General features: G+C 56.9%; 21 protein-coding genes. 13 read left to right on the plus strand and 8 right to left on the minus strand.

The genetic code is table 11. From position 1 onward, the window contains the following. Window positions 1-11 precede the first annotated feature (11 nt). The gene (locus tag IPP88_10710) at window positions 12-1,523 is read left to right on the plus strand and encodes an aldehyde dehydrogenase family protein (GenBank protein ID MBL0123163.1); all 1,512 of its coding nucleotides are present in this window, start codon (window positions 12-14) and stop codon (window positions 1,521-1,523) included. A 287-nt stretch (window positions 1,524-1,810) separates the two neighbouring features. Here IPP88_10710 and purB read toward each other — a convergent pair whose 3' ends face one another. After that, window positions 1,811-3,199 carry an adenylosuccinate lyase gene (gene purB / locus IPP88_10715; GenBank protein MBL0123164.1) on the minus strand — a complete coding sequence of 463 codons (1,389 nt, stop codon included), beginning with the start codon at window positions 3,197-3,199 and terminating at the stop codon, window positions 1,811-1,813. A 143-nt stretch (window positions 3,200-3,342) separates the two neighbouring features. Here purB and IPP88_10720 point away from each other — a divergent pair, with 143 nt between their 5' ends. Then, on the plus strand, window positions 3,343-3,951 hold the full coding sequence (locus IPP88_10720) for a glutathione S-transferase N-terminal domain-containing protein (GenBank protein MBL0123165.1): 609 nt from the start codon (window positions 3,343-3,345) through the stop codon (window positions 3,949-3,951). Between the two features lie 71 nt (window positions 3,952-4,022). Here the strand turns inward: IPP88_10720 and mnmA are convergent, their stop codons facing one another. From mnmA to IPP88_10740, 4 genes are all read right to left on the minus strand, one after another. Continuing rightward, on the minus strand, window positions 4,023-5,099 hold the full coding sequence (gene mnmA, locus IPP88_10725; GenBank protein MBL0123166.1) for a tRNA 2-thiouridine(34) synthase MnmA: 1,077 nt from the start codon (window positions 5,097-5,099) through the stop codon (window positions 4,023-4,025). Between the two features lie 124 nt (window positions 5,100-5,223). After that, window positions 5,224-5,565 carry a hypothetical protein gene (locus IPP88_10730; protein MBL0123167.1) on the minus strand — a complete coding sequence of 114 codons (342 nt, stop codon included), beginning with the start codon at window positions 5,563-5,565 and terminating at the stop codon, window positions 5,224-5,226. Window positions 5,566-5,715: 150 nt separating this feature from the next. Continuing rightward, window positions 5,716-6,294 (minus strand): pseudouridine synthase, encoded by a 579-nt coding sequence (locus IPP88_10735; protein ID MBL0123168.1) that lies wholly within the window; start codon window positions 6,292-6,294, stop codon window positions 5,716-5,718. A gap of 67 nt (window positions 6,295-6,361) precedes the next feature. Beyond that, complete coding sequence (locus IPP88_10740) at window positions 6,362-6,565, minus strand: cold-shock protein (GenBank protein MBL0123169.1); 204 nt, start codon at window positions 6,563-6,565, stop codon at window positions 6,362-6,364. A gap of 319 nt (window positions 6,566-6,884) precedes the next feature. Between IPP88_10740 and clpS the strand changes: the two genes are divergently transcribed. The 6 genes from clpS (at window position 6,885) to IPP88_10770 (ending at window position 13,573) form a co-directional block, all read left to right on the plus strand. Beyond that, a complete protein-coding gene (gene clpS, locus IPP88_10745; protein MBL0123170.1) occupies window positions 6,885-7,208 on the plus strand; it encodes an ATP-dependent Clp protease adapter ClpS in 324 nt (107 codons plus the stop codon). Window positions 7,209-7,435: 227 nt separating this feature from the next. Then, window positions 7,436-9,703: an ATP-dependent Clp protease ATP-binding subunit ClpA gene (gene clpA / locus IPP88_10750; protein MBL0123171.1), complete on the plus strand. Its 2,268-nt coding sequence runs from the start codon at window positions 7,436-7,438 to the stop codon at window positions 9,701-9,703. A gap of 290 nt (window positions 9,704-9,993) precedes the next feature. Continuing rightward, window positions 9,994-10,629, plus strand: coding sequence for a NapC/NirT family cytochrome c (locus tag IPP88_10755; protein ID MBL0123172.1), 636 nt, complete (start codon window positions 9,994-9,996; stop codon window positions 10,627-10,629). Between the two features lie 82 nt (window positions 10,630-10,711). Beyond that, window positions 10,712-11,617, plus strand: a complete 906-nt coding sequence (locus IPP88_10760; GenBank protein ID MBL0123173.1) for a hypothetical protein — start codon at window positions 10,712-10,714, stop codon at window positions 11,615-11,617. Between the two features lie 68 nt (window positions 11,618-11,685). Continuing rightward, window positions 11,686-12,264, plus strand: a complete 579-nt coding sequence (locus IPP88_10765; GenBank protein MBL0123174.1) for a cytochrome c4 — start codon at window positions 11,686-11,688, stop codon at window positions 12,262-12,264. Between the two features lie 16 nt (window positions 12,265-12,280). Then, a complete protein-coding gene (locus IPP88_10770) occupies window positions 12,281-13,573 on the plus strand; it encodes an FCSD flavin-binding domain-containing protein (protein MBL0123175.1) in 1,293 nt (430 codons plus the stop codon). A gap of 239 nt (window positions 13,574-13,812) precedes the next feature. Here the strand turns inward: IPP88_10770 and IPP88_10775 are convergent, their stop codons facing one another. Beyond that, entirely contained in the window at window positions 13,813-14,607 is a 795-nt protein-coding gene (locus IPP88_10775; protein MBL0123176.1) for an alpha/beta hydrolase, read from the minus strand. Beyond that, complete coding sequence (locus tag IPP88_10780) at window positions 14,604-15,932, minus strand: O-acetylhomoserine aminocarboxypropyltransferase (protein MBL0123177.1); 1,329 nt, start codon at window positions 15,930-15,932, stop codon at window positions 14,604-14,606. The genes IPP88_10775 and IPP88_10780 overlap by 4 nt, the downstream gene beginning before the upstream one ends. 333 nt (window positions 15,933-16,265) lie before the next feature. On the opposite strand from IPP88_10780, the gene pbpG reads away from it, so the two are divergent. The 5 genes from pbpG to IPP88_10805 all read left to right on the plus strand — a co-directional run bounded on the left by pbpG (window position 16,266) and on the right by IPP88_10805 (window position 21,515). Next, window positions 16,266-17,081, plus strand: coding sequence for a D-alanyl-D-alanine endopeptidase (gene pbpG / locus IPP88_10785; protein MBL0123178.1), 816 nt, complete (start codon window positions 16,266-16,268; stop codon window positions 17,079-17,081). Between the two features lie 114 nt (window positions 17,082-17,195). Next, complete coding sequence (locus IPP88_10790; protein ID MBL0123179.1) at window positions 17,196-17,930, plus strand: (Fe-S)-binding protein; 735 nt, start codon at window positions 17,196-17,198, stop codon at window positions 17,928-17,930. A gap of 99 nt (window positions 17,931-18,029) precedes the next feature. After that, window positions 18,030-19,439: an iron-sulfur cluster-binding protein gene (locus IPP88_10795; GenBank protein ID MBL0123180.1), complete on the plus strand. Its 1,410-nt coding sequence runs from the start codon at window positions 18,030-18,032 to the stop codon at window positions 19,437-19,439. Continuing rightward, window positions 19,436-20,086: a lactate utilization protein C gene (locus tag IPP88_10800; GenBank protein MBL0123181.1), complete on the plus strand. Its 651-nt coding sequence runs from the start codon at window positions 19,436-19,438 to the stop codon at window positions 20,084-20,086. The genes IPP88_10795 and IPP88_10800 overlap by 4 nt, the downstream gene beginning before the upstream one ends. A 151-nt stretch (window positions 20,087-20,237) precedes the next feature. Continuing rightward, complete coding sequence (locus tag IPP88_10805) at window positions 20,238-21,515, plus strand: citrate transporter (GenBank protein ID MBL0123182.1); 1,278 nt, start codon at window positions 20,238-20,240, stop codon at window positions 21,513-21,515. 31 nt (window positions 21,516-21,546) lie between these two features. On the opposite strand, the gene nhaA is transcribed toward IPP88_10805, so the two are convergent. Further along, a complete protein-coding gene (nhaA, locus tag IPP88_10810) occupies window positions 21,547-22,740 on the minus strand; it encodes a Na+/H+ antiporter NhaA (GenBank protein MBL0123183.1) in 1,194 nt (397 codons plus the stop codon). Window positions 22,741-23,097 lie beyond the last annotated feature (357 nt).

Below are 23,097 nucleotides of genomic sequence, written 5' to 3' on the forward strand. Positions count from 1 at the left end.
CGGCGACACTCATGGATACCAAGGATTTACTTTCCCGGCTGGGCGTTGACCTCTCTGCACATGCGGGCGATCACCTCATATCACGTTCGCCCGTCGATGGGGTGGCGCTTGCGTCATTGCGCAGTGACACACGTGAGACGGTGGCAAAAAAGATCAGCGACGCGCATGCGGCGTTCCTGAGTTGGCGCACCGTGCCCGCGCCCAAGCGAGGTGAACTGGTGCGTTTGCTCGGTGAGGAGCTTCGCGCCAACAAGGATGTGCTCGGCAGGCTCGTCACGCTTGAATCCGGAAAAATTCTTCAGGAGGGTCTGGGCGAAGTTCAGGAGATGATCGACATTTGCGACTTTGCCGTCGGGCTTTCGCGCCAGCTTTATGGTCTGACGATCGCCTCGGAACGCGCCGGCCACCGGATGATGGAGCAATGGCATCCGCTTGGTGTCGTCGGGATTATCAGCGCGTTCAATTTTCCCGTCGCGGTATGGGCATGGAACACTGCGTTGGCGCTGGTGTGTGGCGATACCGTGATCTGGAAGCCGTCCGAGAAAACACCGTTGACCGCGCTGGCGTCGCATGCATTGCTGCAACGTGCCGTTAGGCGTTTTGCGGATGGTGGTAATGTCGTGCCGCAGGGTTTGTCACAAGTAATCATCGGACGCGCGGATATCGGTGAAGCGATGGTGGATGATGCGCGCGTTGCACTGATCTCCGCGACGGGCTCCACTCGCATGGGACGTGCAGTGGGAAATCGCGCTTCCGCGCGGTTTGCCAAAACCATCCTGGAATTGGGCGGCAACAACGCGTTGATCGTGGCGCCCAGTGCGGACCTGAAGATGGCGTTGCCCGCGATCCTTTTCTCTGCGGTGGGAACGGCGGGACAGCGCTGCACTTCCTTGCGTCGCCTGATTGTGCATGTAAGTGTTTACGATCAGCTATTGCCCAAGCTGAAGGCTGCCTACGCGTCTGTCCGCATCGGTAATCCGCTCGACGAAAACACGTTGGTGGGACCGCTTGTGGATGAAGCCGCATTCAACGGCATGCAAGCCGCACTTGCGTCCGCTGCCCGCGAAGGCGGCACGGTTCACGGCGGCGAGCGCGTGCTTGGCAATGAATTTCCGAACGCCTTTCATGTGCAGCCGGCCATCGTGGAAATGCCTGCGCAGACGCCAATCGTCTGTCACGAGACCTTCGCGCCAATCCTGTACGTATTGCGCTATGACGACTTCGATCAGGCAATCGCCTTGCAGAACGGCGTGCCGCAAGGTTTGTCTTCCGCCATTTTCACCAGTGACATGCGCGAAGCCGAACAATTTGTCGCGGCAGGCGGCAGCGATTGCGGTATCGCGAACGTCAATATCGGCACGTCCGGTGCGGAGATTGGCGGAGCGTTTGGTGGCGAGAAAGAAACCGGCGGCGGTCGCGAATCGGGTTCCGATAGCTGGAAGGCCTATATGCGCCGCGCCACCAATACCATTAACTACTCCCGCAAATTACCGCTGGCGCAAGGCATCAAGTTCGACATTTGAGAAGGCGTCGCCGGATTCACTTCAAGTGCCGGTGCGAGAGCAGTGCATGGCTCGGCGGGATAGGGCGCTTTTATTAACGCTGTCATCCCGGCGCAGGCCGGGATCCAATTTTGATAAGGACATGATGCATTGACAAAGACTGGGCGCCGGACGAAATCCGGGGCGACAGAAATTGAGTTTGAGAAGTACCCAATGCATAAAGTCCGCGACCAGCTTGCCGTTTCAGGCATTTTCGGCTCGAAAGGCGCGCCAGCGCTTGAGTTTGTGCACTCAATCGCGCCTGACGCTCAGATTTCCGACGCGAGCCTTTGTGCGTCGCCGATATAAGTTGCCGGCGTGAGTTCCAGCAATCGCGTTTTGTCAGCGTCAGGAATCGCCAGCCCGGCGACAAACTTCCGCAGTGATTCCCGTTCAATGCCGCCTTTGCCGCGGGTGAGTTCCTTCAATTGCTCGTAGGCGTCGTCGATGCCGTGTTTGCGCATCACCGTCTGTATCGGTTCGGCGAGCACATCCCAACTGGCATCAAGGTGTGACGCAATTTTCGCTTCATTGACTTCAAGCTTGTCGAGTCCGCGCGCCAATGAGTCGTAGGCCAATACACAATAGCCGAAGGCGACGCCCATATTGCGCAGCACGGTCGAGTCGGTGAGGTCACGCTGCCAGCGTGAGATCGGCAACTTTTCCGCCATGTGCCGCAAGAGCGCATTGGCCAGACCAAGATTGCCTTCGGAGTTTTCGAAATCGATGGGATTGACCTTATGCGGCATGGTCGATGAGCCGATTTCGCCGGCTTTCACGCGCTGTTTGAAATAGCCGAGGGAAATGTAGCCCCAGATGTCGCGATCCAGGTCGATGAGCACGGTATTGGCACGCGCGATGGCGTCAAACAGTTCCGCCATGGCATCGTGAGGTTCGATCTGGATGGTGTAAGGGTTGAAGGTGATGCCGAGGCTTTCCACGAATGATTGCGCAAATGCTTGCCAATTGAAATCGGGGTACGCGGACAAATGCGCGTTGTAGTTGCCGACGGCGCCGTTTATTTTCCCGAGTATTCGCGTATCCGCGATGGCGCTGCGCAGTCGACGCAGGCGATACGCCACATTCGCCATCTCCTTGCCCATGGTCGTTGGCGTGGCGGCTTGACCGTGGGTATGGGAAAGCATGGCCAGGCCAGCGTGACGGTGTGCCAGCGTTTGCAGCCGGGATTCAACACCGGCGAGCGCCGGCAACAGCACAGTCTCGCGCGCACTTTTCAGCATCAGTGCATGCGAGAGGTTGTTGATATCTTCCGACGTGCAGGCGAAGTGAATGAAGGCCTGCGACGCGACGACTTCCGCGTCGCCGGCGAATCGTTCACGCAACCAGTACTCAACAGCTTTGACATCGTGATTAGTGGTGGCTTCGATAGCTTTGACGGGCTCCGCATCGGGAAGCGAAAAAGTGGCGGCTGCGTCGCGAAGTGTCTTTACCGTCGAGTCGCTGATTCGCGCGCATTCGGAAATTTCCGCTGCCTGGGACAGCGCAATCAGCCATTCGATTTCGATCTGAACCCGAAACCGTATCAGCGCGAATTCGCTGAAGCAGGCGCGCAGGCTGGCCGTTTTCCTTTCGTAGCGGCCATCGAGTGGAGACAGTGCGGTCAGAGAATTCAGCGGAAGCAGTGCGGGGGAGGACATCAGAACGCCTTAGGAACGCCACGGGGAGATTACGGAAAATTTTACCACGCACCCCTCAATGTGCCCTTGTCGCGAGTGCCAACTCATCGGCGCAAGATATCGCAATGTTATACTTTCAGGCTGAAAATATTGAGAAAACAAGAATGAAACTGATCGCATCGTATACCAGCCCGTATGCACGCAAGGTCCGGGTTGCCATGGCGGAAAAACGCATCGAATGCGATTTCGTGCAGGAAAACGTATGGGCTGCCGATACCGCCGTGAATCAGTACAACCCACTGGGCAAGATTCCGGCGTTGATTCTCGATGATGGCCTGGCGGTCTACGATTCCCGCGTGATCGTCGAATACCTGGACAGCATCAGTCCGGTTTCCCGGCTTATTCCGGAGAACGGGCGCGATCGGCTATTGGTGAAACGCTGGGAAGCCCTCGGCGATGGCATTGCCGATGCCGGTATCGCCGTTTTCCTGGAAAGGAAGCGCCCCGAGGCTCAACAAAGCATGGATTGGATCGACCGCCAGATCGGCAAGGCGGAATACGCGATCGCCGCCGCCGCGAACGAGCTGGGAAACAAGGATTTCTGCCACGGCACGGCACTATCCCTTGCCGATATTTCGCTTGGTTGCGGTCTGTTGTGGCTTGAGTTTCGCCTGCCCCACATCAAATGGCGGGAGACATACCCAAACCTCAAGGCTTGGATAGAAAAACTCGAGTTGCGCGCCGCATTTGTGGAAACTGTGCCACGCGCCTGATGATCCGCGCTACGGCCAAATCGGCTTTCTTCTTTGCACTGTAGTGAAGTGCCGGTCCAGCTCCAGAAATCTCAGCGAATGACGCCGCCACCCAGACATACTTCTCCTGCATAGACGACCGCGGACTGCCCCGGGGTTATGGCCCACTGCGCATTGTCAAACCGCAACGCGAACTCACTGTCGTTGGCGGCGCTGAGATGGCAGGCTGAGTCAGTCTGGCGGTAACGCGTTTTGGCGGCATATGAGCCCGCTTCGGACGGTGCGTGGCCGCTAACCCACGCCGCATCCTGTGCAGCCAGCTCGTTCTTCAGCAGCAAGGGATGTTCATGCCCCTGTACGACGACCAACCGGTTTCTATCAAGCTCTTTTCCCGCTACAAACCACGGCTCGCCATCCCCGTCGCGGGTGCCGCCTATACCCAGTCCCTGCCTTTGACCGAGCGTGTAGTACATCAGGCCCTCGTGGCGTCCAATGCGCTTGCCGGTGGGCGTGACCATGTCGCCCGGCTCACGCGGCAGGTATCGTTGTAGAAATTCCCGGAAAGGGCGCTCACCGATAAAACAAATTCCGGTTGAATCTTTCTTGGCGTGATTCGGCAGGCCCGCCTCTTGCGCCAGTCTGCGTACGGCCGACTTCACCAAATGTCCGACCGGAAACAACGATTTTGACAATTGGTGCTGGTTAAGGCGGTGCAGGAAGTAGCTCTGATCTTTGCCTTGATCGAGCCCCTTCAATAGTTCAAACCGCCCATCGACTTCACGTACGCGAGCATAGTGTCCCGTGGCAATCTGATTCGCGCCAAGATTGATTGCATGTTCGAGGAACGCCTTGAATTTGATTTCCGCGTTACACAATACATCGGGATTGGGCGTGCGGCCGGCAGAATATTCGCGCAGGAATTCGGCGAAAACCCGCTCCTTGTATTGGGCAGCGAAGTTGACCGCCTCGAAGTCAATGCCGAGCACATCGGCTGCCGCGGCGGCGTCAATGAAGTCCTGGCGAGTCGAGCAGTGTTCATCGTCGTCATCGTCCTCCCAGTTCTTCATGAACAGGCCGACCACGTCGAATCCCTGCTGCTTCAATAGCAACGCGGAAACCGACGAATCCACGCCACCGGAAAGGCCCACCACGATACGTTTTTTTGACATGCAAGGATTATCTGGCAGACAGAGAAAAATTCAAGCGATCACGTGCCGCACAAATACAAAGGGCGGAACCGTGGTTCCGCCCTTTATGGCGCGAAAGCAAATCCCGCGCCGAACGCCGTGAGGCTTACTTCTTCGGTGCGTCAGCTTTCTTTGCTTCTTTAGCTTCTTTGGCTTTCGCTGCCTTGGCGGCTTTGGCTTCCTGTTTTTCTTTCTTGATCCGGGCAGCTTTTTCCTTCTTGGTTTCTTTCTTCATCGCGTCAGCCTTGGCGGGCGCAGCTTTGCTGACTTCAGCAGCTTTGGCAGGAGCAGCGGCGGCGGCAGGCGCGGCAGCAGGAGCAGCCGCTGCGGCAGGAGCAACCGCTTTAGGCGCTTCAGTTTTGGCGGCGGGAGCAGCCGGCGCTTGTGCGGCGGCATTCAGTGCGACAGCCGCGAACAATGCTGCAGCGATAGTGGAAATGGTCTTCATTTATTGATTCCTTAGAGGGTGAGTGAGAAACGTGAGTCTGTTCAGACAGATTTATGTCTGTCGCAGGGAATAACGCGCCGCAGTATAGCCGGTTGACACCGATTTGTGAACATTTTTGTCAAGCAGCGAATGACTCAACTCATTCACTTTTCAGGGTTTTTTTGTCGTTTTGATGCGCTGCGTCATGCTTGTCGGCACCTCGACCGCGCGCCATTTTCCCGGCAATATTCCATCTAGAACCCAGGATCCGATGGCGACTCGCACCAATCGCAGGGTCGGATAGCCAATTTTGGCCGTCATGCGCCTGATTTGGCGGTTCTTACCCTCGGCGATACCAATCTCCAGCCATGCGGTCGGTATGTCTTGCCGGAATCGAACGGGCGGATCACGTGGCCAAAGACCGGCAGGTGGCGCCAACAGCTTTGCCGCAGCAGGAGCCGTGACAAAATCACCGAGGTCTACACCGCGTCGTAATGGATCCAGATCGGAATCGGTTGGCTCGCCTTCCACCTGTGCCCAATATCTTTTGACTATTCTTCGCGCGGGGTCGGCAATTCTGGCTTGCAAAATGCCGTCGTCCGTCAATAGCAACAATCCTTCGCTGTCGGTATCAAGCCTCCCAGCCGGATAAACGTCTGGAATATCGACGAAGTCCTTGAGCGTAGGTTTGTCGCCAGAAGGGCTGAATTGGCAGATCACCCCATGAGGCTTGTTGAACGCGATCAACATTTTGGTGCCCAATAAAAAACCCCCGTGATTGCTGCCACGGGGGTTTTGATCGTTGCCTTGGAAAAGATCAAGGATTACCGATATTTGATGCTTGTTTACCTTTGGGACCCTGGGTCACTTCAAAGCTGACTTTCTGGCCTTCTTTAAGGGTTTTGAAACCATTCATCTGGATTGCCGAGAAGTGGGCGAAAAGATCATCGCTCCCATCGTCGGGGGTGATGAAACCAAAACCCTTTGCATCGTTAAACCATTTGACTGTTCCTGTTGCCATGCGAATGCTTCCTTTTACAAAAACGGGTTGGAGGCGCCCGGAATCGTTTTGCTGTCAAGGCCCGCAACCGCTGGAATGCAAATGCAGACAACCTCAAAGCCAAACTCCAAACCGCCTTTTACCGGCTATATTTTGCCAAGTCAATAGCCAGGCCGGATTTTCGCTTAAACACGTTGTATGAATACAAATTGCCATCTTGCGCGCCCAAAATGCACAAGGTTGGTGCAAACTCCCTGCGCCGGCGCGGCGCAGAGACGTGGCACTTGAATGCGCGTGACCTTGCCCCTATTATTAAACAACGCTTTTAGTTTTCGATCGCATGGCCACCAAGCAACCCAAATCAAACGACCACGGCAGCACGGAGCTCAAGGAAAAGCCGGCACAGACCAAGCCTCCCGCAATGTGGCAGGTGGTGATGTATAACGACGACTACACGCCGATGGAGTTCGTGGTTGAAGTGCTTGGGCAGATTTTTGGCCACAACTTCGAACGGGCAACGCAAATCATGCTCAAAGTTCATACCGAGGGGCGTGGTGTCTGCGGAATTTTCCCGCGCGATGTCGCGTCAATGAAAGTTGATCAGGTGGTTGACCTTGCACGCGTCAATCAGCATCCGCTGCGCTGCGGCATGGAAGAAGTCTGACATGGGCGGGCAGTGAAACACACCACGCACGCTGTCACCGCATTGCATGTATGCTTGATTGCGTGATCAAGCGTTTGATGAGCAGTTGGTAGAGATGATGGATTGCTTGGCTGTCTGAAGACAATATGTGCCGGCTCTATTTGCCGGGAGTTGTCCCGCAAGTCGTATTGAGAAATGTGGAGCGATCATTGAAAAATCGTTTCGAAATGAAATTGGAAAGGTAAATCATGATCGCCCAGGAACTCGAAGTCAGCTTGCACATGGCATTTGTCGAAGCGCGACAAAAGCGGCACGAGTTCATTACGGTCGAGCACTTGTTGCTCGCCCTGCTCGAAAATCCGTCCGCACAGGAGGTGCTGAGAGCGTGCGCGGCCAAAGTTGACGAATTGAAAAAAGCGCTGACGGAATTCATCGAACAGCACACGCCAATTGTCGCCGGCGATGGTGAAGTAAACACGCAGCCGACACTAGGTTTTCAGCGCGTGATACAAAGGGCCATCTTGCACGTGCAGTCCTCTGGCAAGAAGGAAGTCACTGGCGCCAACGTATTGGTCGCGATCTATGGTGAAAAAGACTCGCACGCGGTGTATTTCCTGCATCAACAAGGTGTTTCGCGACTGGATGTTGTGAATTTCATTTCGCACGGCATCTCCAAGGCGGCGCCAGGAGGCGGCCAGAAAGAGGAGGCCGAGACTGAAAATGCAGAGGGTGAGCAGTCCGGCGGTGCGCTGGAAAGTTACACGTTGCATCTCAATCAGATGGCCATCGATGGCAAGATCGACCCGCTGATCGGACGCGAGCACGAAGTTGAGCGCGTGATCCAGATTCTATGCCGCCGCCGCAAGAACAATCCGTTGTTGGTGGGTGAAGCCGGCGTGGGCAAGACAGCGATTGCCGAGGGGCTTGCCAAGCGAATTGTTGATGGCCAGGTGCCGGAAATACTCGCCAAGGCGCAGGTGTACTCGCTGGACATGGGGGCTCTGCTGGCGGGCACGAAATATCGCGGCGATTTTGAACAGCGTTTGAAAGCGGTACTGAAGCAACTCATCGAGAATCCGAACGCAGTTCTGTTCATCGACGAGATTCATACCCTCATCGGCGCGGGATCCGCATCGGGCGGCACGCTGGATGCGTCCAATCTGTTGAAACCGGCGCTTTCTTCCGGGCAGTTGAAGTGTATTGGCGCAACTACCTACGGCGAATATCGCGGCGTCTTCGAGAAGGACCACGCACTCTCGCGGCGCTTCCAGAAGATCGATGTGACCGAGCCTTCCATTGCCGAGACCATTGAAATCCTGAAGGGTTTGAAGAGCCGTTTCGAGTCCCATCACGGCGTCAAGTACACCTCGACCGCATTGACGACTGCGGCCGAGCTCTCCGCCAAGTACATCAACGATCGTCATCTCCCGGATAAGGCCATCGATGTAATCGATGAGGCCGGGGCGGCGCAGCGCGTGGCGCCCAAGTCGAAGCAGAAGAAAACCATCGGCAAGCCGGAGATCGAGGAAATCATTGCCAAGATCGCGCGCATTCCCACGCGCAATGTGTCCTCCGATGACCGTAGCGCATTGAAAACGCTGGACCGTGACTTGAAATCCGTCGTGTTTGGCCAGGACAAGGCAATCGAAGCGTTGTCCTCAGCCATCAAGATGGCGCGTTCCGGCTTGGGAAATACCGCGAAGCCGATTGGGTCATTCCTGTTCTCCGGCCCCACCGGTGTCGGCAAGACCGAAGTGGCCAAGCAACTCGCATTCATACTCGGCGTGGAACTCATTCGCTTTGACATGTCGGAATACATGGAACGCCATGCAGTATCGCGTTTGATCGGCGCGCCTCCCGGCTATGTCGGGTTCGATCAGGGCGGCTTGATGACGGAGGCGATTACCAAGCATCCGTATTCCGTGTTGTTGCTCGACGAAATCGAAAAGGCGCACCCGGACATTTTTAACGTACTGTTGCAGGTGATGGACCATGGCACCCTGACCGACACGAACGGGCGCAAGGCAGACTTCCGCAATGTCGTGATTGTCATGACCACCAATGCAGGCGCCGCCGAGCTTTCAAAAACGTCGATGGGTTTTGCCAATGAACGCAAGGCTGGCGATGAAATGGCCGAAATCAAGCGCATGTTCACGCCGGAGTTCCGCAACCGGCTGGACGCGACAATTTCGTTTGCTCCGCTCAATGAAGACGTCATCCTGCGCGTGGTCGACAAGTTCCTGATGCAGCTCGAAGCGCAGCTCACCGAGAAGAAAGTGGACGTCACGTACACCGAGGGGCTCAAGAAATATCTGGCGAAGAACGGGTTTGACCCGACTATGGGCGCCAGGCCGATGGCGAGGTTGATTCAGGACACGATTCGTCGCGCACTCGCCGAGGAGCTTTTGTTCGGTCGCCTGGCAAGTGGTGGCAAGGTGACCATCGATGTTGATGCAGATCAAAAAGTGAAACTCGACATCAGCGAGGAAAAAGAGCCGGTCACGCAAGAATCCTGACGGGCGCCGGTACAGCACGATTCCGGGAAACCGCTTGCCTCGCACGGCAAGCGGTTTTTTTTCGTGCGGCGTAAATTACCCGAAAGGAGTATTGGCGCCCCCCCTTTTTTGTGTCATCTTATTTTTCAGGTCTGTCACAAACGGATCTTGCAAGCATGGTGCGGATGCTACCGTCGGATGGAGGTTATTGCCTTCTTTGCGGCGGGTCACAAGAAAAGCATAATCGCATGCCATCAGAGGTCGATTTTTCCCGCCGCTACTGACGCCTTGACTTTGCGAGATGTTGAACCATGACTGAAAACCCCGCCCCGCCTTCCCCCGGAACCGCTTCCGCAGGAAAAGAGACCCTTTGGCAGCGCCTGAGGCGGCCGCCAAAATGTTCAATGCTGCGCATGATCATTCTGGGGATTTTCGGCGGCATCGCCATCTGGGGTGGCCTCAATACCGGTGTCGAGTACACCAACCGCACGTCGTTTTGCCTCTCCTGTCACGAGATGACGATTCCCTATGAGGAATACAAGAAGTCCATTCACTACAGCAACCGCACCGGCACCAGCGTCTCGTGCGCCGAATGTCACGTAGCGGGCAGCAAACATCCATTCGATTACGCGCGAAAGCTGACCGCGAAATTGCTGGCGGCCCGTGACGTGCTCGGGAAAATCTCGGGCGTGGTGGATACGCCGGAAAAATTCGAAGCGCATCGCCTCGTCATGGCGAAGCGCGTCTGGCAGAAGATGAAAGACACCGATTCCGCCGAATGCCGGAATTGTCACGACTTCAAGACCATGGACCCGACCAAGCAGAAAGATCGCTCAGTGGTGAAGCACGAAGGCGCGATCGAAGACGGCAAGACTTGTATTGATTGCCACAAAGGCCTCGTCCACAAGCCGGTCCACCAACTGCTCGAAGTAGCGGACGCAAAATAGCAAGACGATGCCAGATCCAGCCCGTCACTCGTGGACGGATTTTATTTTGTCCGCCGATTCGGGCGGCTACAACGGGAGTCAGATGATGAAGAAAGTATTGGTCGCGGTTGTCGGGATGCTTGCCGCTGGCAGCGCGATGGCTGACGTGGATTGGTCAAAAGTCCCGCCCCGCAAGATGACTTTGTTCTATCCGGGCCAGTCCGGCCTGGAGTGGATCATGAACAAGGCGGACCACTCCGCCGTGCCCGATATCGTCGAGAAGAAGCGCACCTGCGCCAAGTGCCACGAAGGAGACGCCAGCGAAATTGGCGACAAGATCGTCGCGGGCAAACCCGTTGGATATTCCAAGACCGTTCTGGAGCCCACGCCGCCACCGGGAAAGGTCGGATCAATCCCGGTCAGTTTCCAATCGGCCCATGACGGCAACAAGATCTACTTTCGCTTCGAATGGGTACCACCGAAGATCGGTGACAAAAAGCTCGACGCCAAGAACGAAGTCAAGCTGACCATGATGTTTGACGGCGGCGGTACCGTCGAGGGTGCCAACCTCAATGGCTGCTGGAGCACCTGTCACATGGATTTGCGCTCCATGAAAAACGCCAAGGACGACAAGAAGCAGAAGTACATCAAGGACGCCAACTTGGCGGGCGGCAAGTTCATGGATCTCATCCAGTATCGCAGCGGCAAGGGTGAGAAGCCTGTCGACGGTTACGTCAGCGACGCCCGTCACATGGAAGGTGGCAAGAGCCTCGTCAAGGCCGAAGGCAAAAAGGATGGCAACAAGTGGATCGTGACTTTTGAGCGGACGCTGGCTGGGAGCGGCACCGGGGACCACACCATCGCCGCCGACAAGGTGTATAACTTCGGTTTTGCGATCCATGAGGATCACACGAACGCCCGCTTCCATTTTGTCTCGCTCGGATACCAGTTCGGCCTCGACAAGGCTGTACCGGACGTGAAGAGTTACATCAACGTCATCAAACAATAAGCGTGTCTGGCAAATCAACAGGGAATCATTCCTAGCCGTTCTTTACAAGCAACCAGGAGGAGATAAAGATGAAAATAACTTGGCATAAATGGGCACTCATTGCCGGTGTGCTGGCGATGTCGGGAACTGCTTTCGCGGCACCGCCGTCACCCGAAATGCTGGCCAATGCCTGTGCCGGCTGTCACGGCACAAACGGTGCCAGCGCGGGCCCGAGCATGCCCAGTCTGGCAGGGCAATCACAGCTTTCCATTGTTGAGTCGATGAAAGGGTTCAAGAGCGGTGATCGCCCCTCGACCGTCATGGGGCGTCTGGCCAAGGGTTATTCCGACGCGGACTATGAGGCGATGGGGGGATTTTTCTCCAGGCAAAAGCTGTTTGCCACCAGCCAGTCCGTGGACAAGGTCAAGGCGACCAAGGGTGAAGAACTTCACGAGAAAAATTGCGCACGTTGCCACGTTGAGAATGGCAAGGAGATCAAGGATAACTCCCCGATTCTCGCCAGACAATGGGTGAAGTACCTGGAAATCCAGATGCAGGATTACGCCTCCGGCAAGCGCAAGATGTTCGACCGTAAAGAGGAAAAAATGAAGCCCCTCTCCAAAGAAGACCTCGAAGCCATCGCGCATTTTTACGCCAGCGTCAAATAATAAGGGAGGACAGAATATGACTATCGATCGCAGAAATTTCCTCAAGTTGCTTGGCGCGGGCGCGGGTGCGGGCTCGCTTTACGGTTGCGCGGGTGCTCCGGCGGTCTCGGTTGTTTCGGAGATATTGCCCAAGACAGGTCGCCGCGTGGTGGTGATTGGCGGCGGCTACGGTGGCACCATCGCCGCCAAGTACGTCCGTATGTATGACCGCAGCATCGAAGTGGTGCTCATTGAACGAAATCGGCAGTTCGTTTCCTGCCCCTTCAGCAACCTGTACATCGGCGGCATCATGAAGGATTTGACGCCGCTGACGATCGGCTACGACAAGCTTGCCGCCAACCATGGCATCAAGATGGTTTACGACGAAGTCACCGCCATCGATCCGGCCGCAAAGAAAGTCGTGGTCCGCGGCGGCACGATCGCTTACGACCAACTGATCGTCTCCCCCGGCGTTGATTTCCGTTTGGACGAGATCAAGGGCTACGACCCCAAGCAGACGCCCGACGTCATGCCGCATGCATGGAAGGCCGGCGAACAGACGCTGTTGTTGCGTAACCAGTTGGTCGCCATGAAAGACGGCGGCACTGTGTTGATCACCGTGCCGCTGACGCCATACCGCTGCCCGCCTGGTCCCTATGAACGTGCCAGCATGATTGCCATGTACCTCAAACAGGCGAAGCCAAAGTCGAAGCTGATCGTACTGGACTCCAATCCGGACATCGTGTCCAAGGCGGGCCTGTTCAAGAAGGGCTGGGCCAAACACTATCAGGGTATTCTTGAGTATCGTGGTGCCAAGAAGGTCACCGAAGTGGACACCAAGTCGAAAACCGTCCTGGTCGAAGGCCTGGAGGCGGTGACGGGTGACGTGATCAACCTGATACCGCCCCAGCGTGCTGGCCACATCGCGGTCGCCGCCGGCCTGGTCGGCCCGGACAAGAACTGGTGCCCGGTCAATCCAACCACCTTCGAGTCGACGATCCACAAGGGTATACATGTCATTGGCGATGCGTCGATCGCGGGTGCCATGCCGAAGTCCGGCTATTCGGCCAACTCCCAGGCAAAGGCGTGCGCCCTCAATCTGGTCGCTGCAATGAACGGAAAGGAGCTGACGGAGTTTTCCGGGATCAATACCTGCTACAGCTTTATCACCGCCAAGGAGGCCGTCGAAGTCACCGGTGTGTATAAAGTTGACAAGGGTGCGATCGTCGCCGCCGCCGGCTCGGTTGGCGTATCTCCCGATTTGTCGGAACTTGAGGCGATCTATGCCGAGAGCTGGCTCAAGAACATTCTTACCGAGATGTCGACCTGATCCCAACGGGTAGAGACATCAAGACAAACCCCGCTGCGGCGGGGTTTGTCTTTCTTGGGGCTGAGTCGCTCAACTTCGATAACAACGCGTCGCAACGCTGTCTGCTGAAAAATGATTTCTTTGGCAAAACTCAAGCACTGGCGCGGCTTCTCAGCCGTTTTTTGTCTGAGAGCCGCGCCAGCGCTGGAGTTTGTCTGAATGGATGTCGCATGCTTCTCTATGGGGGCAACGCACACGCATCATGACTTCAGAAAATTCCTCAATGTATCGAGGGTTTTCCCTGGTGCCTCCTGCATCATGGCGTGCCCGGTTTCTTCGAGTTTCAAAACGCAGCAATCAGCGATGCGCGCGGCCAGCGCCTGCGCGGACTTCGCCGGTGTCATCATGTCGCGCATGCCTGCCACGACAAGAGCGGGTACGCGGATATTTGCAAAGAACGCGTCATCCGGGACGAACACCTGACAAGCCGTGAGATCGTTCGCGAGTATTCCCGGTCGGCTTTGCTCGAGCAAGCGTTTGTAGGCCATCATCGAGGATGTGCCGGGTGTCGGGTTCCTGCCCCACTTCAACTGCGGCGCATGACCCCATATATTCAGCATGTCAAATGCCTCGGCGGGTCGGTGACGCGCCGCGTCCAGCAACACGTCCGAGACCGGCATTGGTGCGCTGGCGCCAAGCAACGCAATCTGTGACACGCGGGTGCCGTGGCGTGCCGCACAATCGAGTGCGATCAGCGAACCCATGCTGTGTCCCACCAGCGCGGCCTTGGTGACGGCGCCGTTGTCGAGTAGGTCGATGAGCCAGTCGCCGTAAGCGGCTATGGATGTTTTCGCCTCGCCAAAGCTCTTGCCGTGTCCCGGTAAATCAACGGCCATTGCGTTCCACCCGTGGTGCGCGAAATAGCGCGCCTGCAAGGTCCACACGCTGTGGTCATTGGCAGCGCCGTGAACGAAGATGACGGTCGGTTTGGACGAATCGAACGGTTTTCCGCCGGTGTACACGTACGCGGGTTGCTGCTGAACCAGGAACTTCATATTCCGGCTACCTTGCCAGCGGCATAAAGCGCTTTCGATAAATCTTCAATGAGATCGTCAACGTGCTCGATGCCGATCGAGAGCCGGATGGTTCCTTCGGAAATGCCGGAGGCTTTCAGTGCCGCCGCATCCATGCGGAAGTGTGTGGTGCTCGCGGGATGAATGACGAGAGATTTTGCGTCACCAATATTGGCCAGGTGAGAGAACAGCGAAAGTTTTTCGATGAAGGTTTTCCCAGCGACCTTCGCCAGGCCCGGTCCGCCCCTGACTTCAAAACTGACCACCGCGCCAGCGCCGTCCGGCAGCAGTTGTTTGGCGACAGCATGATCGGGATGCGATTCCAGTTCGGGATAGGTCACTCGCGCGACCGCCTTGTGGGATGACAGGAATTCGACAATTTTTCGTGTGTTCTCCACATGCCGCGGCATGCGCACATGCAATGTCTCTAGCCCCTGCAAGATCTGGAAAGCGGTCATCGGCGCCATGGCGGCACCGAAATCCCGCAAGCCTTCGCGGCGCGCGCGCAAGGCGAACGCGGCGACGGACGATTCCTCGCTCATTACCATGCCGTGAAATCCGTCATAGGGCTCGGTCAGCGTGGGAAATTTGCCTGCATTTTCCCCGTCCCCTTCCCAATTGAACGTGCCGCCATCGACCAGCACACCGCCGATCACCACACCGTGTCCGGATAGGAACTTGGTCGCGGAGTGCATGACGATGTCAGCCCCCTGGGACACGGGGCGCGACAGAAACGGCGTCGTCAGCGTGGCATCAACCATCAGCGGCAGGCCTCGCGAATGCGCGATTTCGGCCACCATCGGGATGTTCAATACGTCGAGGCCGGGGTTGCCGACGGATTCGCCGAACAACAACCGGGTATTCGGACGAATGGCGGCTCGCCAGGCGTCGGCGTCGCGACCATCGACGAAACTGGTTTCAATGCCAAAGCGTGGCAAGGTATAAGAAAGGAGGTTATGCGATCCCCCGTAAAGCGCATTTGACGCCACGATGTGGCTCCCGGCACCCATCAGGGTGGCGATGGCGAGGTGCAACGCCGCCTGGCCTGACGCGACCGCGATAGCGGCCGGTGCACCTTCCAGCGCCGCCATGCGTTCTTCAAACACGCTTAGCGTCGGGTTGGAAATACGCGAATAAACGTGGCCAGTCCGCTCCAGATTAAATAAAGACGCTGCCGTGTCGATATCAGGGAAGACAAATGAAGCGGTTTGATAAATAGGTACGGCGCGGGCACCCGTTGCCGGGTCAGGTGACTGGCCGGCGTGAACGGTCAGGGTATCCAAGTGCGGGTATTTTGGGGCGGACATGGTGTTTGTCAGTGAAATTCAGCAAGTTGCGATTGAAATGTAAGGCTTGGCGTTAAATCTTGCCAGAACCCCATTGTTTTTGTTATGGTGTCAGGTCAAGTTATGTTGAACCGGCAATAATTGACTGGAGCAGGTTCCCTTCACTCCAACTCGTCAAAGAGAAGGCGTGAGAAATGCGGCGCGATGAGGTAAGAAATCGTCGTGCCGGATAAAAAGGATGGTATCGGCGTGCAGCGGAATTCACTACCTATTATCGCGGCTTTTTGTGCAGCGTTGCTCGCAAGTGCGAGCGCGGATGTTTGTGCCGAGTCCGCCAGAAAAGCCAGGCCGGTTTTGCAAAAATCGCGCGCCACGCCTGACCTCACCCGCGAGGGGGTGCCCAATCTGCTGTCGCACGCCGCCATGGTGTTTGATCCAATGACCGGCCGCGCGCTGTACGCCAAGAACGCCGACGTGCCAATGCCGATTGCCTCCATCACCAAGTTGATGACCGCAATGGTGGTGCTGGAGGCCAAACAGAATATGGACGAGCCGGTGATTATCGATAGCGCGGACATCGATACCATCAAAAGTTCCCGCTCGCGCCTGCCGGTTGGCACCGCGTTTCGGCGCGAGGATTTGTTGCGGCTTGCCTTGATGGCGTCGGATAACCGCGCGGCTGCCTCGTTGGGCCGCACTTATCCCGGCGGCACGCCTGCATTTGTCGACGCCATGAATGCCAAGGCGAAGCTGATTGGCATGCAGAATTCCAGATTTGTCGATCCAACCGGCTTGGCACCCGCCAATGTTGCAAGCCCGCAGGATCTCGCGCTGCTGGTTGCCGAAGCGTCAAGCTTTCCGCAGATTCGTGAGTATTCGACGACACCGCAATTGCACGTCACGCTTCCGAACGGCAAACGTGCCATGGGCTTTAACAACACCAATGCGCTGGTGCGTTCCTCGAGCTGGGATATCGGCCTTTCCAAGACCGGCTACATCAACGAAGCAGGAAAATGCCTGGTGATGCACGCGACCATCGGCAATAACCCGGTGGTGATCGTATTGCTCGATTCCTGGGGTAAGCTGACACGAATGGGCGATGCCAACCGTATCAAGAAATGGCTCGAAAATCGCAAACAACTGGCAGCGCTTGGGTCGAAGACTGGCTGACGCCATTGGCGATTCCATCACAACGCGGGTTTTCCCGGCGTTGCTGTTTCTGCGGCGGCCATTTAATTGACTGTCGTCGATTAGGTGCGAACCGGCATGCGCTAATATGCGCCTATGAAAGTCGGCCTCTTCGTTACTTGCCTGGTTGATCTCGTCCGCCCCAACATCGGGTTTGCGGCGCTGAAGTTGCTGGAAGACGCGGGCTGCGAGGTGATCGTGCCGCCCGACCAGACCTGCTGCGGCCAGCCGGGTTACAACTCCGGTGCAAGGGACGTGGCGAAAGCGCTTGCGAGGAAAGTACTCGCGGAGTTTCGCGATTGCGACTACATTGTTGCGCCATCAGGTTCATGTTCCGGCCAGATAAAGGTGCACGCGGTTGAAGATCTGTTTCATGGCGAACCCGAGGAAGCGGAATTTCGTGCACTCGCCGCCAAATGGTTTGAGCTGTCGGATTTTCTGGTCAACGTATTGAAGCGCGACAGTGTTCCGGGGAAGTTTGCGGGCAGCGTGACCTATCACGATAGTTGCTCGGGCCTGCGTGAGCTCGGCATCAAACAGCAGCCGCGCGCACTGCTGGCGAAAGCCGGCTGCACGCTAAATGAGATGCAGGATTCTGAAAAATGCTGCGGCTTTGGCGGGACCTTTTCGATCAAGCTGGGCGAAATCTCCACGCGCATGGCCGAGAACAAGTGCGTCAACATCGGTGTTGCCGGAGCGGACGCGCTGGTGGGCGGTGACCTCGGCTGCCTGCTGAACATTGAAGGCCGCCTGCGGCGCAATGGCGACCTGAAAACGAAGGTTTATCACTTCGCCGAGATCGCGGCGGGGATGACGGAAGGCAAACAGTAAACACCAGTACTGGCGAGGTGTTCCTGGCAATATTGTCTGGAGAGGCCCGCCGAATGGCGATCTACGTGCATTTATGCTTGGTGGCTGACAGGAAAACCGATGCAAGTTCAAAGCATGCATTTCAAGCAAACGGCGAGTGGCAAGCTCAACGATGCCGTGTTGCAGGGCGCGATGAAAAAGGCCAAGGGCAAGTTCGTCGACGGGCGGGCGCTTGGCGTGGCCGAGGTCGATAACTGGGAGGACATTCGTACCTATGCCGCGGAACTTCGCAATCGCGTCATCGACAATCTTGATGCGTACTTGCTCGAATTCGAGCGCAATGCCATCCGCCGCGGCGCCAAAGTGCATTGGGCCGAAACTGCCGAGGAAGCCAACGCGATCGTGCTTGGCATCGCCCAGCAGAATGGCGTGAAAACGGTCACCAAGTCGAAATCGATGGTGACCGAGGAAATTGCCCTCAATGACGTGCTGATCGCTGCCGGTATTCACGTGATGGAAACCGATCTCGGTGAATACATCCTGCAGCTGGCACACGAGCCGCCTTCGCATATTGTGGCCCCGGCCATGCATAAGTCGAAAGAGCAGGTCGCGGAATTGTTTGCCGCCGCGCATCACAAGCCGCTACTCACCGACATTGGTGAACTGACGCGCGAAGCGCGTGAACAGTTGCGCAGCCATTTTCTCGCCGCCGACATGGGTATCTCCGGCGCCAACTTCATCGTCGCCGAAACCGGCACCACGCTCACGGTCACCAACGAAGGCAATGCCGATCTGGTGACCACGGTGCCGCGCATTCACTGTGTGGTGACGGGTATTGAAAAGGTCATCCCGACACTGGAAGATTTCGCAACGCTGATTCGCCTGTTGCCGCGCTCGGCCATCGGCCAGTCGATCGTCAATTACCTCACGCTTACCACCGGCGTGAAGTCTCCGGATGAGACCGACGGGCCCGAGCAGATGCATGTCGTGCTGGTCGACGCCGGCCGCACCAAGCTGGTCGGCAGCGACATGAAAGACATGCTGCGCTGCATCCGCTGTGGCGCGTGCATGAATCATTGTCCGGTCTACCAGAACGTCGGGGGCCATGCGTACGGCTGGGTATACCCGGGGCCGATGGGTTCGGTGCTGACGCCCACCTATGTCGGCATCGAAAATGCCGGCGACCTTCCCAATGCAGCCACTTTCTGCGGCGAATGCCAGGTCGTGTGCCCGGTGAAGATCCCGCTGCCCGACTTGATGCGCAAATGGCGCGAGAGGCAGTTTGACCAAAGGCTGCGGCCGTTTGGCGAGCGATTTGTCATGTCGGTCTGGGCGTTCTTCATTCAGCGGCCGCGCCTGTATGCGTTTGCATCGCGCATCGGCGTTCGAGTGGCCGTGTGGATGGGTGGCAAAGACAAGCTGATTCATTCACTGCCCGGCATCGATGGCTGGACCGATGGGCGCGACATGCCGGCACCGCAGGGAAGAACCTTCAGGGAACTCTATGCGGCGAGAAAGGGCGGCCAATGAGCGCCCGCGAAAATATCCTCGCCCGCATTCGCGAGAAATCCGGCCGCAATGGCGTGACATCGGCGCCAGAACTTGCTGCCGTGCGCGCGCACATTGCGGAGCACGCGTGCGGGCCACTGCCGTCGATCTCGCGGCACGATCCGGTCACGCATTTCATCGCCGAATGCGCACGGTTGAAGAGCACCACGGCCGAACTTGACGACATCGCCGCGCTGCCGGCGGAAGTGGCGCGCTACATCGCGGCCAATGCCTTGAGGATGCGCTGCGTTGGCTGGCACGAATTTGCGGCGCTCAACTGGCAAAGTGCCGGGATTCAGTTCGATGATCGTCCTGCCAACGGCGATGATTTGATCGGCCTGACGGGAAGTTTTTGCGGGATCGGTGAAACCGGCACATTGCTGTTGCTCGGCGCGCCTGCCACGCCGAAGGCCACCGCCCTGTTGCCGGAAACGCATATCTGTGTGGTGAAAAAATCACGCATTCTGGCAACGATGGAAGATTCATTCGCGCTGATGCGAAATGAGATCGGCGAGCCGCCGCGCGCGACTTTTTTTGTGTCCGGGCCGTCACGTACAGCGGACATCGAGCAAACGCTTGTAATCGGCGCGCATGGCCCCTATCGGGTGCACGTCATCCTGATTCCGTGACTCTGGCTCCTGTCGGGGCTGCTAGAATCGGCGCATTGCTTCCGGAGGTCACATGCCGAAATTGAATCTGTTCCCCCGCCTGGCGCTGATATGTTTCATGGTGTTCGCGCCTGTCGCCGCAATGGCCGCGCCGACCGAAGGCGTGACACTGATCAAGGTGGGCGGCATCCCGGTCGATTTCATCCTGTTTGCGATCACGCTCCTCGGGGTAGCGCTGTTTCACGGCCAGACCCTTTATGTCGCGCTGGCAGGCGTGGTCACGATTTCGCTCTACAAGATTGTCTTTACCGGCTTCAAATTCGGTCCCGGCGTCTCGGGCTGGATTTCGCACATGAGCCACGAGTGGGTGATTCTCGCCAACCTGCTTTGCCTGTTGATGGGCTTCGCGCTACTGTCGCGGCACTTCGAAAAAAGCCATGTGCCGGTGATATTGCCGAAATATCTGCCGGACGACTGGAAGGGCGCGTTTGTGATGCTGATCATGGTATTCGTGTTGTCGGCGTTCCTCGACAACATTGCCGCCGCATTGATCGGCGGCGCAATGGCGCATCAGTTGTTCCGCGCCAAGGTGCACATCGGTTATCTCGCCGCCATCGTCGCTGCTTCCAACGCCGGCGGAGCAGGTAGCGTCGTGGGCGACACCACTACTACCATGTTATGGATTTCTGGCGTAAATCCGATCCAGGTCTTCGATGCCTATGTGGCCGCAGTGGTCGCGCTCATCGTCTGCGGAATCCCCGCTTCGCTGCAGCAGCATAAATTCTCGCCGATTCTGAAGGATGCGCATGCGCACACACACGTCGACTGGACCCGTGTCGGCATCGTCGCGCTGATCCTGATTCTGGCCATCGGTACCAACGTGACGGTGAACATGAAATTCAACCATCTGGCCGATCATTTTCCCTTTATAGGCGTGGCGGTCTGGGTGGCGATACTGATTTCCATACCGCTTCGCCGTCCCGATTGGGAGCTCTTGCCCGATGCCGGCAAGGGCGCAATCTTTCTGCTGTCGCTGGTGACCTGCGCGTCGATGATGCCGGTCGAGGAATTGCCTGTCGCGTCGTGGATGAGCGCACTGGGGCTTGGCTTTGTGTCAGCCGTGTTTGACAATATTCCGCTGACGGCGCTCGCGATCAAGCAGGGAGGCTATGACTGGGGCTTCCTCGCCTATGCAGTGGGTTTCGGCGGATCGATGATCTGGTTTGGCTCATCGGCGGGCGTGGCATTGTCGAGCATGTATCCCGAAGCGAAATCGGTGGGCCTGTGGCTGAAGCACGGCTGGCACGTTGCGCTAGCGTACGTGGTCGGCTTCTTCGTCATGCTGGTGGTACTGGGCTGGCATCCGGACGCGCCGACCAAGAAGGGTGCCATCGTGTCACCGGCTGTAGCGCTGACGATTGCCGCGCCGCCTGAGGGTTCGCCCAGATAGTTTGGGTCGCCTCATAGGGGAGGTAGTGGTTTTACGACCGCGCGTTGGCACTGACGTCGATGTCAGCAGGTTTGCAAACGAGTCTGAGCCATAAAAAGCCGATTATTCCCGCTGTCAGCGATGCCACGAGAATCGCCATCTTGGAAGCGTTGATTCCTTCTGTATTCCCGGCAAAGGCGAGATTGGCAATGAAAATGGACATCGTGAAGCCGATACCGCCAATCATTCCTGCGCCAACGGCATGCCGCCATTTCAAGTCGGGTGGCAGATGACATATCCCGGCTGATATAGCGATCAGGCAAAGCAGCGTCACCCCTAAGGGCTTGCCTACCACCAGACCGGCGATGATGCCCACGCTGTTGGTGCTGGTGAGGCTTTGCAGCCAGTCCGCGCCAATGGGGATGCCGGTATTTGCGAGCGCGAAAATGGGCAGGATCAGGAATGCCACAGGTTTGTGCAGGAAATGTTCCAGCCGGTGTGACGGCGACGCGGCATCGCCGTCCTTCGCCGAGAAGGGGATCGCAAACGCCAGCATGACACCTGCGATCGTTGCGTGAATTCCGGATTTCAACATCAGGAACCACATCAACGCGCCGCCGAGCAAATACGTAACGAGCGACATGATCCTGAAAAGGCGATTCAGCGCCAGCAGCAGCATCCAGACTGATAGCGCTGCGCAGAGATACCACACCGATAATTTCGCGGTATAAAACGTGGCAATGATGACGATGGCACCCAGGTCGTCGATGACCGCGAACGCCACGACAAATACCTTCAGCGACGCCGGGATACGATTTCCAAGAATGGCCAGCACACCCAACGCAAACGCGATATCCGTGGCCATCGGAATCCCGATCCCGGCCTGCGTTACGGTGCCCGCATTGAACGAGAAATGAATGAGTGCGGGCGCTGCCATGCCGCCGACGGCTGCAAAAATGGGTAACAGCGCATTCCTGAGGTCAGATAGCTCGCCGACATACAGTTCGCGTTCAAGCTCCAGGCCGATGAGCAGAAAGAAAATGGCCATTAGCGCGTCGTTGATCCAGTGCTCGACGCTCAGGCCCCAAACTTGTCTTTGCCAAATTCCCGAATACTCGGCGCCAATCGGAGAGTTCGCGATCAATAGTGAGATTGCGGTGCAAATAATGAGCAGAATCCCGCTTGACTTTTCCGAGTCGAAAAACTCGTTGAACGAATTTGACAATGCCCGCTGGACTTTGCTCACGGCAGTCCTTTGATGTGAATTTCAAGCTGTGTGGTTTTCACTTGCGGCATATTGCGGCTTTGTTGTCGAGTTTGATATGCATGGCGCCGATCGGCGTGCAGGGAATGTACTCGCCCAGCCTGTTTATTCGATCAATTTAAGCAGACGCCATTTTGCACGTTAATGTTCAGCCTGCTCTGAGCCGAAGCAGTGGTCGTGGCCGTGATGCCTGAGAGGTTTGCCCATATCGCGGCACGGTCGAAAGAAGGACAATTTCCGTTGAAGCCATTCGTGGATGTAACCGCTACGATTCAGATTGATGCGCACATGTTGCGATGCACAATGGTATTTGAATAATAACTGTTACGACATTTTTTT

Source organism: Betaproteobacteria bacterium (assembly GCA_016720925.1).
In the GTDB taxonomy this organism is placed as follows: Bacteria; Pseudomonadota; Gammaproteobacteria; order Burkholderiales; family Usitatibacteraceae; genus UKL13-2.